Below are 13,394 nucleotides of genomic sequence, written 5' to 3' on the forward strand. Positions count from 1 at the left end.
CCGGTGGTAAGACGTGAGGAAACCAGGATAGGAGTGCGGAAAAACCGTCGGCCCCTTCGCGGCTGCGGGATTCTGGCCGATACTGGTTAGCCCACAGAAACAAACCTCAATGCAAATTCAAACTTTGCAGCTTTTTTCGATAACCGGAGCAGATTCTCGATGGCCAAAAAGACGATCGATCAGACCGAAGTCCAAGGCAAAACCGTCCTCATGCGGGTTGATTTCAACGTCCCCCTGAACGAACAAAACGAAATCACGGACGACCGCCGCATTCGGATGGCGCTACCGAGCATCAAGAGCGTGATCGATCGGAAGGGCGCCGTGATCCTGATGAGCCACCTGGGACGGCCCACCGGCGGTGCTGGCGACGAGAAGTTCTCACTAGCTCCCACCGCGACCCGATTGGGCGAACTGCTCGGCAGCCCCGTGCATTTCGCCAGCGACACGGTCGGCGAAGACGCCCAAGCCAAAGCTGCTGGCCTGAAACCGGGCGAAGTGCTCGTCCTAGAGAACCTGCGATTCAACCCCGGCGAGAAAAAGGGCGATGCCGAGTTCGCAGGCAAGCTCGCCGCGATGGCGGACGTGTACTGCAACGACGCCTTCGGCACCTGCCACCGAGAAGATGCCTCGATGGTCGCCGTCCCCACAGCAATGGCGGGCAAACCTCGCGTCGTCGGCCACCTCGTCGCCAAGGAGATCCAATATCTCTCCGACGCGATCAGCACCCCGGCTCGCCCTTTCGTCGCCATCCTCGGTGGTGCCAAGGTCAGCGACAAAATCAATGTGATCAACAATCTGCTAGGCATCTGCGACTCCATTCTGATCGGTGGAGCGATGGCCTACACCTTCTCACTCGCCCAGGGCGGTCAGGTCGGCGATAGCTTGGTCGAAAAGGACAAAGTCGAGTTGGCCAAGGAACTGCTGGCCAAGAGCAATGGCAAACTGCACCTGCCCGTCGACACGCACTGTGGCGACGACTTCGGTAACATCGCAGGCTGTAACAAGAAAATCGTGCCCGCCGGTCAAATCCCTGACGGCATGGAAGGCTTGGACATCGGCCCCGAAACGGCCAAGAACTACGCCGAGATCATCAAGGGCGCCAAGACCGTGGTCTGGAACGGACCGATGGGCGTGTTCGAAAAGCCACCCATGGACGCTGGCACCCGTGCCGTTGCCGAGGCTGTCGCCGACAGTGACGCGATCAGCATCATCGGTGGTGGCGACAGTGCCGCAGCCGTCGACCAACTCGGCTTCGCCGACCGTGTCAGCCACGTCAGTACCGGCGGCGGCGCCTCGCTCGCGATGCTCGAAGGCAAAGCGTTTGCCGCAGTCGATTTGCTCGACGAAGCATAGTAAGCAGGGTATGATGGGATGAGGTGAGGGCAAATTTGTGTCCTCGGCCTCAATCCCACCGATCGACGCCCCCCCTGCCCACACGAGTCGATGTTGCTCCTCGCATTCCGATATTTGCTGCTCGCTGCTGCCCTCACCCATCTGATTGTGCCGAGCGAGATTGCCTACGCGGACGATACCGTTGATTTCAACCGGGACATTCGTCCGCTGCTGTCGGGGAACTGCCTTGTCTGCCATGGTCCCGACGAGGACAGTCGAGCGGCGGATCTACGATTGGATACCGAGGCGGGGTCACAGGACGATCTGGGGGGTTATGCCGCGATCGTTCCCGGCGATGCTGACGCGAGCGAAATCATCGCGAGGCTAACGACCGAGGATGCCGACATGCGGATGCCGCCCGACGGCAAGGGCCGCGTTTTCACACCCGCCGACGTCGAGTTGATTCGTCGCTGGATCGATCAAGGTGCTCACTATGCGCGTCATTGGTCCTATGTCAAACCCGAGCGACCGCCGCTGCCCGCCGTGGCGGACAAGGCCTGGCCGATCAATCCAATCGACAACTTCGTTCTCGCCAAACTCGAAGCGGAGGGTTTGGCTCCTTCACCCGCAACGGATCGTTTGACACTCGCTCGCCGGGTGGCTTTGGACCTGACCGGATTACCACCGACTTGGCAGGAGGCATCGGACTTCGCCGACGATCCCCGTAGCGATGCCTACGAGATCTATGTCGATCAAATGCTTGCCAAGCCCGCCTTCGGCGAACGTTGGGCAAGTGTGTGGTTAGACCTCGCCCGCTACGCGGACTCGGCCGGCTATGCCGACGATCCGATGCGTACAATTTGGGCGTATCGCGATTACGTGATCCGCTCGCTCAATGAGAACAAGCCCTTCGATGAATTTACCATTGAACAGATCGCCGGCGACTTGATGGACGACCCGAGCGAGTCCCAACTGATCGCGACGGCGTTTCATCGCAACACGATGACCAATAACGAAGGCGGCACGAACGATGAAGAGTTCCGAAACGTGGCGGTCGTCGACCGAGTGAACACAACCATGGCGGTGTGGATGGGAACGACGATGTCGTGTGCCCAGTGCCACACGCACAAGTACGACCCCATCACCCAAACCGAATACTTTCAGTTCTTTGATTTCTTCAATCAGAGTGAAGACGCCGACCAACGCGACGAGCGACCGCGACTGTCGATTTGGTCCGATCAACAACGCCAGCGACAACACGAGTTGCAAACCAACATCGCCGGCTTAAAAAAATCGCTCCATCTCGCGACCCCCGAGATTGAATCGGCACGCCACGAGTGGCTGACTCAACTGACCACGCCCGCGACATGGCAGACGCTGCACCCAACGCTGGTAACGCTGGACGGTACCGAGCTTGAAATCGATAACCAGGGTTGGGTCACGGTCGCGTCGAATGCGACCGGCCCCGGCGAGATCGTCATCACCTGCGTAACGGACGCATCCCTGGCGGGATTGAGATTGGACGCCCCAGCGGGCGACGAGCAGGCGTTGGAGTTAAACGAGGTGCAGGCCACCTGGAAGCCGACGCAGGCAACCACGGTCGATGCTCGCTATGTCCGCATCGATCTGCCCGGCGACAAAAAAATGATCCATGTCGCCGAACTGCAAGCTTTCGCAGATGGCGTCAATGTCGCCGCCGCCGCAACGGCCACACAGAGCTCGACCGGATTTGGTGGTGAGGTTCAGTATGCGATCGATGGCAATACCGATGGTGAATTCGCCTCCGGTTCAGTCACGCACACCGCGATCGAGAAAGATCCTTGGCTGGAGCTGGACCTTGGTTCGACGCAGCCGATCGAGTCGCTGGCGATTTGGAATCGGACCGACGGAGGCGAATCCCTCCAGCAGCGACTCGCCGGATTCAAGCTTTCTCTGCTCGATGAAAAACATGAAGTCGTGTGGCAGCAAAGTCCGTCGGAGGTCCCCTCGCCACATCGCCGGTACCTTACCAGCGGCGAAGTTCCGGTGAAACTCACTGCCGTCGAAGACCATGGCCGATCGTACGCCCTCGACGATGCCAAAGAGCTTGCGGGCGGTACGCTCACCATCCGGCTTCAAGCTTCGCCCGCAGACCAAAGACGATTTCGATTGTCGATGACGTCGGATGCTCAGCTGATCGAGTGGGCCAACACCCCTGCCGAAATTCAGCACGCGATCCAGAAACCAGCGAGCGACTGGACCAACAGCGAGCGAGAATCGATCGCCGACTACTACCGCGGGATCTCCCCTCTGCTCGCCGACCTTCGATCGCAGTTAGAAACGCGGCAAACAGAGTTGGCGAACCTTGCGCCCGACACGAGCGTGCCGGTGATGCGAGATCTGCCGGAAGCGAAGCGCCGTGTGACCAAGATTCAGCGACGTGGTAGCTACCTCAGTACCGGCGACGAAGTCAGCGCGGGGGTACCGGCGGCGTTTCATGATTTGCAAGTCGCAAGGGGAGCACGTCCCGACCGGATGGCGCTCGCCCAGTGGCTCATCGACGAGGACAACCCGCTCACCGCACGGGTGATCGCCAATCGGCATTGGGAGCAGATCTTCGGAATTGGATTGGTGGACACGAGCGAGGATTTTGGCTCGCAAGGTGAAATGCCCTCGCATCCCAAACTGCTCGATTACTTAGCCGTGGAACTACGTGAGGGCGGCTGGGATTTAAAGTCGCTGTTGCGGTCGCTGGTCACGTCGGCAACCTATCGCCAGAGCTCGCGGGCCACACCCGAATTACTGCAACTCGACCCCGACAATCGGTTGCTCGCCCGCGGACCGCGGTTCCGGGCGACTGCTGAAGTGGTGCGAGACCAAGCTTTGTTTGTCAGCGGTTTGCTCAGCGACACCATGTTCGGCACTCCGGTGCAGCCCATGCAACCTGACTTAGGGCTGCGAGCAGCCTTCGGTTCGGAAACGGATTGGAAGACGAGCAGTGGCGAGGATCGCTACCGCCGAGGGCTGTATACGTTATGGCGTCGGTCGAGTCCGTATCCATCGATGGCTCAGTTCGACTCGCCCAATCGAGAGGTCTGTACAGTGCGTCGCATACGCACCAACACGCCGCTACAGGCCCTCGTGACGCTCAATGACCCGGTCTATATCGAAGCGGCGCAAGCATTGGCCCGCCGCGCCGTCCAAGCCGAGAGCGATCCGAAAGAGCGAGTCACCTTCCTCTTCGAGCAAGTCTTGCTGCGAGATCCGAGTGCAGCCGAAAGACAGCGACTCATGGAGTTCGCCGACGAATTGACCGGCCACTACCGTGAGCACTCCGCGGACGCCAATGCGATGGCGACCGAACCCCTCGGGCCACTGCCCAGCGACCTCGGGCCACTGCCCGGCGATGGGTCGTCTCAGTCCACGACGGCTGAACTGGCGGCCTGGACGGTGGTCTGTAATGTGATCTTGAATCTCGATGAAACCTTGATGAAACGTTAAAAGCAATCCGACCGATTGCCGCCTTTCGCGCCGCGAGAGTTGCGAGGGACATTGCTTTCGCGGAGCGAAAAACGACACGAACCCACCTCTTTTAGGGAAGCGAACATGGACCCTCGACTCGAACAACTTCACCTACGCACCCGCCGCCATTTCCTGCAGCAATCCACCGCGGGCTTGGGCGGGATCGCGTTATCGAGCTTGCTCGCTGGCGAGACCGCTGCGGCCCGCGCCGGTGACGATCCGCTCGCCGTGCAGCCCACGCATTTCCCCGCAAAGGCGAAACGGGTGATCTATCTGCATATGACTGGATCACCTCCCAACCTGGACATGTTCGATCACAAACCGGAGTTACTTGCCCGCGATGGCCAAGACGTGCCCGACGCGTTCCTCGCGGGACGCGAATTTGCGTTTACCTCCGGTGTGCCGAAACTGATGGGGTCGCCGCGGACATGGTCGCAAGTCGGCGAGGCCGGCATGTGGATGTCTGATGCGATTCCGCACTTTCACGACGTAGCCGATGAGATGTGCGTCGTCCATTCGATGTACACCGACCAGTTCAATCACGCTCCCGCAGAGCTGTTTTTGCTGACGGGGTCACCACGCTCAGGACGCCCGTCGATGGGATCGTGGGTGACGTATGGGCTGGGTAGCGAAAACGAGAATCTACCGGGGTTCGTCGCGTTGATCTCCAGCGGTGTGCAGCCCAATGGCGGCAGCAATTCCTTCGGCAGCGGATTCCTGCCATCGGTGTACCAGGGCGTGCAATGCCGATCCAAAGGCGATCCAGTGCTCTACTCGTCCGACCCTCCCGGCATCCATCGCGACCTGCGGCGTAAGAGCCTCGATGCATTGCGGGATCTCAACCAAATGCAAGCCGCGGAGATGGGGCATCCGGAAACCCTGACTCGCATCGCGCAATATGAACTGGCCTTTCGCATGCAGGCGGCCGTGCCCGAGGTGATGGACATCTCGCAGGAGTCCCAACAGACGCTCGACGACTACGGAGCGACCCCCGGCGGATCGAGCCTCGCCAATAATTGTTTGCTGGCCCGGCGATTGGTGGAATCGGGCGTCCGGTTCGTGCAGCTATTCGATTGGGGCTGGGACTTTCACGGCACCAATCCAAACGAAGGCATCACCGATGGCCTGACGCGCAAGTGCGCGACGATGGACAAGCCCATCGCTGCCTTGATTCGTGATTTGAAACAGCGCGGCCTGCTCGACGACACCCTGATCGTGTGGGCGGGCGAGTTTGGTAGAACCCCGTTTCGCGAAGGCCGCACCGCGGGGAGCAACGTGCTCGGCCGCGACCACTATCCCGACGCGTTCACGATCTGGATGGCCGGCGGCGGCGTGAAGGCAGGCTATGAGTACGGTGCATCGGACGAACTAGGCTTCTCGGTAGCGGAAAAGCCAATGCATGTCCATGATTTACAGGCAACGATTTTGCACCAACTCGGGCTCAATCACGAACGTTTAACCTATCGCTTCCAAGGCCGCGACTATCGGTTGACCGATGTTCACGGCGAGGTCGTGAAAGACTTACTGAGCTAGGAAGCGATTTCCTCTCGCAGCATCGGCACCCGAGAGATCTCAAGCGTCCAAAATTCGCCGCGGGTTTGTTACCGTCAAACGGGTAACCTCGTCATCAGCCATGTTGAGATGGCGTTTCAAATTGGCGGCTACCTGAGGCATGGTGCCTGAGGACCCGACCAGGTGCGAGCGGTCGGCTGCCCATGTGGCGCCGTCACTGTCCACGATCACTTCACGCTGGCCCAAGTGGTATCGGCCCGGGCCCAATCCCGCCGCACTGATTGCATCGGTCACGATGAAACAGCGGTCGCCACCAGCGCTGCGAAGGTAGTTGCCAAGGGCAGGCCAGGGGACGTGCACACCGTCGGCGATCAGTCCGATCCACAGGCTGCTCGATCGGCTGAGGACGCGTTGGATAATGTTGTCGTGGCGGTGCATTAACAGGGGACAGCCGTTGCCCAAGTGCGTGAACATGGAGAGCCCCGCATCGATCGCGGCGTCGAGTTGATCGAGGGATGGGTCACAGTGACCGCCCGAAACACAGATGCCTTGCCCAGCGAGCATGCGTGTGACCTGGAACCCAGGGTCGCGTTCGGGGGCCAGGGTGACGATCCGAGTCAGTCCCTCGGCGGCGTCCAAAAGTCGCTGCATCGATTCGACATCGGCGGGCCGCACCGCATCACGGGGATGAGCCCCCACGTAGCCGGCCTGTTCATTGATGAAGGGCCCCTCAATGTGAACACCTGCAATCATTCGTGCCACCAATGCATCTTGACTTCTCAGCGTGGCAATCTCGCTCAGCCGTCGCGACATCGCGTCGAGGTCCGCAGTGATGACCGTGGCGAGAATACTCGCCACACCATCGGCGGCCAACCGCTCACAAACCGCATGCAGCGATTCGGCAGACAAATCATCGCCGTTGAAGTCAACGCCGCCGTAGCCATTGACTTGCAAGTCGACGTAACCCACCGCTGTTGCGTTGTCCTCAACTGCCACACTCATGACAGCCCTTTCACATCGGTTTGAGCAAACTCATTCGGATCGATCAAACTCGCTGCGGGTGGATCGAGGTAGAGCGTCGCCGAACCGTGTGTCTGCAGAATCGAAGCCGGTATTGTGGGCGTGACGGGACCGGTCAACGTATCCCGGACCGCAGCCGCTTTGCGGGCATCGGGAACGCTACACACAATGTGCTTCGACTTCATGATTTGGGAAACCGACATGCTGATGGCTTGGCGCGGCACATCGGACAGTTCATCAAACCACCCCTCACCGTGCTGTTGGCGACGGCAGGCTTCGTCGAGATCAACGATCAGATAGGACTGTTTGATTTCAAAATCTGCCGGGGGATCGTTGAATGCGAGGTGGGCGTTTTCGCCGATCCCGATGAAGGCCACATCAACCTGGCGATCACCGATCAGCGCACCGAGTCGTTCACACTCGGTCGCCGCATCGTTGTCACCGTTGACGTAATGAAACTCACCGATGGGGACCAAATCAACGAACCGCTCCTTTAAATATTTGCGGAATGACGCTCCATGCGAACTGGGTAAGCCGAGATATTCGTCGAGGTGAAACCCCGTCACGCGTGACCAATCGATATCCGGTGCTTGCACCAATGCGGCGAGCGTTTCGAACTGAGAGGCTCCCGTGGCGACCAGAATGGTGGCTTCCCCTCGATTACGTATGGCCTCTCGGATCTTGGCGGCCCCTTCGGCGGCGGCATCTTGGCCGAGGATGACTGGATTAGGACTGACGTTCACTCGCATTCGTGTTCTCGCTTTTGCATAGCATCGGTTGGTTTTGCTACAGTTCTAGTCGACTCCCGCCACGAAAACGACCGGTCCACCGAGAAGGATGACAGATGACGCTAATTGACTACGCCGTTTTGGCGATTTATTTCGCGACGATGATCGCGATTGGGATCTGGGCGATGCGACGTGTTCATAACCAAGAAGACTACTTCATGGGGGGGCGTGGGTTCGGGAAACTGTTGCAGACCTTTGCGGCCTTTGGTGCTGGGACGGGTGCCCACGAACCGGTTACGGTCGGCCGGACGACTTGGACGAGCGGGCTCAGTGGCGTGTGGTCGGCCATGATGTGGTTGTTTGTGACACCCGTATACTGGATCACGGCGGTTTGGTACCGACGCATGCGTCACCTGACGCTCGGCGATTGGTTTGTCGAAAGGTACCAGTCGCGTGCACTCGGTGCGGCCTACACGGCATTCGCCATCGCGTTCTACATGTTCTATCTGTCCACGATGTTGTCAGCGATTGCGAAGTTCGCGGTACCGTTAATCGGTGTGGACGTTGGCCTGTTTGGTTTCGAGCTGAAGTACACGTTAATCCCAGCGATCGCGATTATCGTGATTTTGTATGGCGTCCTGGGAGGTTTGACAGCGGCGTACTGGACTGATTTGATCCAGGGCTTGTTCATTATTTTGCTGTCCATTTTGTTGATCCCCAATGGCCTATGGGCGATTGCGGCGAAGTACGGTGGCGCCGGTGAAGATAGTTTGATGGACGGTTTTCGGATCATGCACGAACGCGTGTCCGCCGATTATTTCCAGCTGTTCTCGGGACCGAGCAGTGGCGAGTTTCCAGTTCACTATATTATCTCGCTCTCTGTTCTCGCGCTGATCGGCATCGTGGTCCAGCCACACTTCATTGCCACCGGCGGTGGGTCGGCGAAGACGGAGGACGAGGCTCGGATCGGGTTGGTGGTCGGCAATTTCTTAAAACGACTGTGTACGATCGGTTGGGCGTTGACTGCGTTGATCGCGCTCGCCCTGCTGGCCGGTAACCCCGAAATCGCTGCCGACCCCGACCGCGTCTGGGGTGTCGCGGCGAGAGAAATTTTGGGCCCGCTAAACATGGGGCTGGTGGGATTGATGCTGGCGTGTTTGCTCGCGGCGATGATGAGTTCCGCAGACACCTACATGATTGTGACGTCGGCGTTGGTGGTCCGAAACGTGTACGCGCCGTACATCAATCCCAATGCCGATGAGCGGAAGTATGTGCTCGTCGGGCGTCTGACCGGGTTGGTGATCATCGTAGGCGCGTCCACCGTCGCACTGCTCATTTCGGATGTCTTCACTCAGTTCAAGATGGCGATGGAGTTACCGATCCTGTTTGCGGCACCGTTCTGGATCGGGATGTATTGGCGGCGTTCCAATCGCGTCGCGGCATGGGGTACGATCGCATTCTCGCTCGTCTTCTTTTTCGTGTTGCCACAGGCCCTGCCACGATTAGTCCCCTCCTTGTACGAATCCCCTGGTCTGGCAGCGACCACTCAAGTCGTCACGACGACGCTCCGCCGCGAGGCGACGGAATCGGATGTCGCCAAACGCCAGGCGTGGATGGCGATTCAAGACAGCGAAACGGGGTCGAAACCAGACTCGCTCGGACCACCGCCTCCCAACGCAAAAGTGGGCGAGCCGATTACGATCGTCCACACATCCGGCGGCGCTCCGATCTTTTGGAACGGCCCGATGACGGCCGCCGAAACGGTGCAGCTCGAAACGGTTTCAGACTCCACCCGTGGCGACATTCACCGACTCGTCCAGCAGCAGGTTGGCAAGCAAACCGGCAGCGGCTCGCTCAACATCGACTTTGTCTTGTACTCGGGACTCGGGTTCGACCTCAGTGGCGTGTCCGCGGCAACCCTGGAAACGCTGCGACTGCCCGCCCGGGTGCTGCTGCCGTTCTTAGTGCTTGTCGGACTGAGCCTACTGACGCGTCGAGATGAGCAGCGGCAGCTCGATCGGTATTTTGCCAAGATGAACACGCCCGTGCTGGCCGATCCCGCTGCCGACCATGCGCGACTGGAACTGGCGTACGAAACCCCCACCTCACCACGTAAAATCTTTCCGACGAGTGACTGGGAGTTCACCTGGCCCACCCGCCGGGACCTCATCGGATTCCTGCTCGCCTGCGCCGCGTGCGGTGCCATCATCGGCCTGCTCAGCTGGGTGGCGGGACTTGGGGGAACATAAGCACCTGTCCAGAAGTTTTCGTATGGAATTAGCCGTTTGGGCGCTAGCCTGGACCGCTAATCTCGACCGCTAATCTCGACCGCTAATCTCGGGGTTCTATCCCAGAGCTGATGCGCATGCGTTTAGGTTCGCGGGCGTCTCGCTGGCGGGCTGGAAGGGGTCCGGGCGTCTCGCCCGCGAACCACTACAGCGCAGCAACGTATGCTAAGGAACGAGCGGCAAATGACTGTCTGAAATGGTGGCCGAACGCTCCGCGGTCGACCATTCCGACCGCGGAGCGTTCGGCCACTTATTTTCCGCTCGTTCCTAAGAGACCTCGTTTGTCGGATTACGTCATTGGCATTCGCTGTCCCGGTGTGCATAATACAGTGGTCTTGATTCCCTCCTCCCATCCCTCCGCCTATCCCACCGCCCTCTCTTCCGGAGATCCTCTATCATGAATCGTCTTACCCGACGCGAATTTTCCTCATCCGCGGCCGCCGCCGGCGTTACCGCTGGGTTGGTCGCTGGCGTTCACACCAGTTCCCGTGCCACCGCGGCTGATACCAAAGCCGAACAGCTTGGCGTCGCGGTATGCGGTGTGAATAGTCGTGGGATGGCGCACGTGGCTGGTTTTCATAACGACCCGCGCACGATCATTCGCGTGCTCGTCGACGTCGACTCGAAAGTCGGTGAACAACGCGCCGACCAAGTCGAAAAAAAGCAGGGTGTACGCCCCCGCGTTGTCCTCGACGTGCGTGAGGTCCTGGACGACGACGACGTCCAAATCGTCACCGCAGCGACGCCCAATCACTGGCACGCGATGATCGGTGTGTGGGCCATGCAGGCCGGCAAAGATGTCTACATTGAAAAACCCGTCAGCCACAACATCGACGAAGGCCGCGCACTCGTTGCCGCAGCCAAGAAGTACGAGCGGATGTTCCAAACCGGCAGCCAGTGCCGCAGCAGCAAGGCGTGCATCGATGGGGTCAAATTCATGGCCGACGGCGGCATTGGAGACGTCAATCTGGCACGGGGACTCTGCTACAAGCGACGCAAATCGATCGGTGAGCTGGGCGATTATCCGGTCCCCCCCACAGTGGACTACAGTCTGTGGAGCGGTCCGGCTGAGTACACCACGCCCAAAGTCACACGGCCCCGATTCCACTACGACTGGCACTGGCAACGACAATACGGCAACGGCGACTCGGGCAACCAAGGCCCGCACCAAACCGACATTTCTCGTTGGGGGCTGGGCCTGGATCGTCACCCCAATGCCATCCTCAGCTATGGCGGACGCCTCGGATATCAAGCCGAACGCAAAAACCCGGACTACGTCGATGCGGGAGACACCGCCAACACCCAGGTCGCAATTTACGATTACGGTGATAAAACGATCGTCTTTGAAACTCGCGGCCTGAGCGTCGATGACTCGGCCGATCAAGAACTCAACGCTTTGTTCCAGTCTAAGAAAGGCAACAAAATTGGCGTGGTCTTCTACGGCAGCGATGGTTACGTCGTGCAATCGAGCTATGACTTGTGCCGTATCTATGACCGCGACATGAAGCAAATTCGTGAATTCAAACACGACCCTCGCGCCGAGGGCGATTTGGTCGATGTGCATGTGAGCAACTTCATTGATGCGGTCGTCTCTCGGGACGCATCGACGTTGAATGCCGACGCACGCGTCGGGCACCTGTCTGCCGCGATGGCACACCACGGTAACATTTCCTACTACCTGGGCGAGGCAAACAAATCCACTCCGGAGGAACTCACCGCCGCAGTGGAAGAATTCAAATCTCGCGATGACGACAAGGCGACACTCGAACGAACGCTGCAGCATGTTCGGGACAACGGAGTCGACGTCGCGGTTGACAAACTGTCACTCGGCCCCGTATTGAAATTCGACCCGGAAACCGAACGGTACATCGATAACGATGCCGCCAATGCGATGCTGACTCGCGATTACCGCGACGACTTCGCCGTGCCGGCACCCGCGGACGTCTGATGCCGGACACCGAAACGATCCGTTACCGCGGCGTCCAAGTCGACACACCCGCCGCGGTCGATTTGCTCGACCAAACTCGCTTACCCGGCGAGGTTGGTCGGTTGGTGTGCACGGACCTGACCGAACTGCACGATGCGATCGTGCGGCTGGTTGTTCGTGGTGCCCCGGCGATTGGCATTGCGGCAGCCTACGGCGTGACGCTGGCACGGATCGATTCGTCGTCAACGGCCGATGAGGTGCGGCAAACCTATCGCAGTGCGATCGACTATCTCGCCACGAGCCGTCCCACGGCCGTGAATTTGTTCTGGGCACTCGACCGGATGCGAGGCATCGTCGATTCATCCGACGATGGATCGATCTCCGAACTGCCACAGCGATTGGCGGCCGAGGCGATTCAAATTCATCAAGAGGATCGGGCGATGTGCCGCGAGATGGGGCGGCACGGTGCCGGTTTACTCCGCGATTGCCAAACCGTTTTGACGCACTGCAACGCTGGGTCACTGGCCACGTCGGCGTACGGCACAGCCCTGGCACCGATTTACTACTTGCACGAGCAAGGTCACTCGCTCGATGTTTTTGCCGACGAGACCCGACCGCTGCTGCAAGGAGCACGTTTGACGGCGTGGGAGCTGTCACAGGCGGGCGTGAACGTCACAGTGTGTACCGACTCCATGGCGGGCAGTTTGATGCGTCGCGGCATGATCGATGCCGTGATCGTGGGCGCTGATCGGATCGCGGCCTGTGGCGACGTTGCCAATAAAATCGGCACCTATCCTCTGGCAGTGCTCGCGCGATACCACGCCCTCCCGTTCTATGTGGTCGCGCCAACAAACACATTCGATCTCGAGCTTGCGTCGGGTGACCTGATTCCCATTGAACAGCGGGGCGAAGACGAAGTGCGTCACTTCAGCGGTGCGATGACCGTGCCGCGGGAAGCCAACGTGATCAATCCCGCTTTCGATGTCACACCCGCCGAATTAATCTCTGCAATCATCACCGAGCGAGGAGTGATCGAGAAACCGAATACTGCGACGATCCAGGCACATTTTTCAGCCTTGGGCTGAC

The 13,394-nt window shown here is 59.4% G+C and carries 8 protein-coding genes; 6 read left to right on the forward strand and 2 right to left on the reverse strand.

Annotated features, from left to right (window positions below; genetic code table 11):
- Positions 1-159 precede the first annotated feature (159 nt).
- The 3 genes from SH410x_RS27905 (at position 160) to SH410x_RS27915 (ending at position 6,366) form a co-directional block, all read left to right on the forward strand.
- Positions 160-1,353 carry a phosphoglycerate kinase gene (locus SH410x_RS27905; protein WP_473672815.1) on the forward strand — a complete coding sequence of 398 codons (1,194 nt, stop codon included), beginning with the start codon at positions 160-162 and terminating at the stop codon, positions 1,351-1,353.
- A 90-nt stretch (positions 1,354-1,443) separates the two neighbouring features.
- Entirely contained in the window at positions 1,444-4,812 is a 3,369-nt protein-coding gene (locus SH410x_RS27910) for a DUF1553 domain-containing protein (protein ID WP_473672817.1), read from the forward strand.
- A gap of 105 nt (positions 4,813-4,917) precedes the next feature.
- Complete coding sequence (locus SH410x_RS27915) at positions 4,918-6,366, forward strand: DUF1501 domain-containing protein (protein WP_473672819.1); 1,449 nt, start codon at positions 4,918-4,920, stop codon at positions 6,364-6,366.
- Between the two features lie 39 nt (positions 6,367-6,405).
- Here SH410x_RS27915 and SH410x_RS27920 read toward each other — a convergent pair whose 3' ends face one another.
- Positions 6,406-7,347 (reverse strand): N-acetylglucosamine-6-phosphate deacetylase, encoded by a 942-nt coding sequence (locus tag SH410x_RS27920; RefSeq protein ID WP_473672821.1) that lies wholly within the window; start codon positions 7,345-7,347, stop codon positions 6,406-6,408.
- A complete protein-coding gene (locus SH410x_RS27925) occupies positions 7,344-8,114 on the reverse strand; it encodes a glucosamine-6-phosphate deaminase (RefSeq protein ID WP_473672823.1) in 771 nt (256 codons plus the stop codon). The genes SH410x_RS27920 and SH410x_RS27925 overlap by 4 nt, the downstream gene beginning before the upstream one ends.
- 95 nt (positions 8,115-8,209) lie before the next feature.
- Here SH410x_RS27925 and SH410x_RS27930 point away from each other — a divergent pair, with 95 nt between their 5' ends.
- The 3 genes from SH410x_RS27930 (at position 8,210) to mtnA (ending at position 13,393) form a co-directional block, all read left to right on the forward strand.
- Complete coding sequence (locus SH410x_RS27930) at positions 8,210-10,342, forward strand: sodium:solute symporter family protein (RefSeq protein WP_473672825.1); 2,133 nt, start codon at positions 8,210-8,212, stop codon at positions 10,340-10,342.
- Between the two features lie 436 nt (positions 10,343-10,778).
- Positions 10,779-12,329, forward strand: a complete 1,551-nt coding sequence (locus tag SH410x_RS27935) for a Gfo/Idh/MocA family protein (RefSeq protein WP_473672827.1) — start codon at positions 10,779-10,781, stop codon at positions 12,327-12,329.
- The gene (mtnA, locus tag SH410x_RS27940; protein ID WP_473672829.1) at positions 12,329-13,393 is read left to right on the forward strand and encodes an S-methyl-5-thioribose-1-phosphate isomerase; all 1,065 of its coding nucleotides are present in this window, start codon (positions 12,329-12,331) and stop codon (positions 13,391-13,393) included. Before SH410x_RS27935 ends, mtnA begins: the two co-directional genes overlap by 1 nt.
- Position 13,394: the final 1 nt, after the last annotated feature.

Source organism: Rhodopirellula sp. SH410 (assembly GCF_055811895.1).

Coding starts and splice junctions, on each gene's coding strand:
- SH410x_RS27915 (WP_473672819.1), top strand. CDS start 4,918: ATGGACCCTCGACTCGAACAACTTCACCTACGCACCCGCCGCCATTTC.
- SH410x_RS27930 (WP_473672825.1), top strand. CDS start 8,210: ATGACGCTAATTGACTACGCCGTTTTGGCGATTTATTTCGCGACGATG.
- mtnA (WP_473672829.1), top strand. CDS start 12,329: ATGCCGGACACCGAAACGATCCGTTACCGCGGCGTCCAAGTCGACACA.
- SH410x_RS27905 (WP_473672815.1), top strand. CDS start 160: ATGGCCAAAAAGACGATCGATCAGACCGAAGTCCAAGGCAAAACCGTC.
- SH410x_RS27920 (WP_473672821.1), bottom strand. CDS start 7,347: ATGAGTGTGGCAGTTGAGGACAACGCAACAGCGGTGGGTTACGTCGAC.
- SH410x_RS27910 (WP_473672817.1), top strand. CDS start 1,444: ATGTTGCTCCTCGCATTCCGATATTTGCTGCTCGCTGCTGCCCTCACC.
- SH410x_RS27925 (WP_473672823.1), bottom strand. CDS start 8,114: ATGCGAGTGAACGTCAGTCCTAATCCAGTCATCCTCGGCCAAGATGCC.
- SH410x_RS27935 (WP_473672827.1), top strand. CDS start 10,779: ATGAATCGTCTTACCCGACGCGAATTTTCCTCATCCGCGGCCGCCGCC.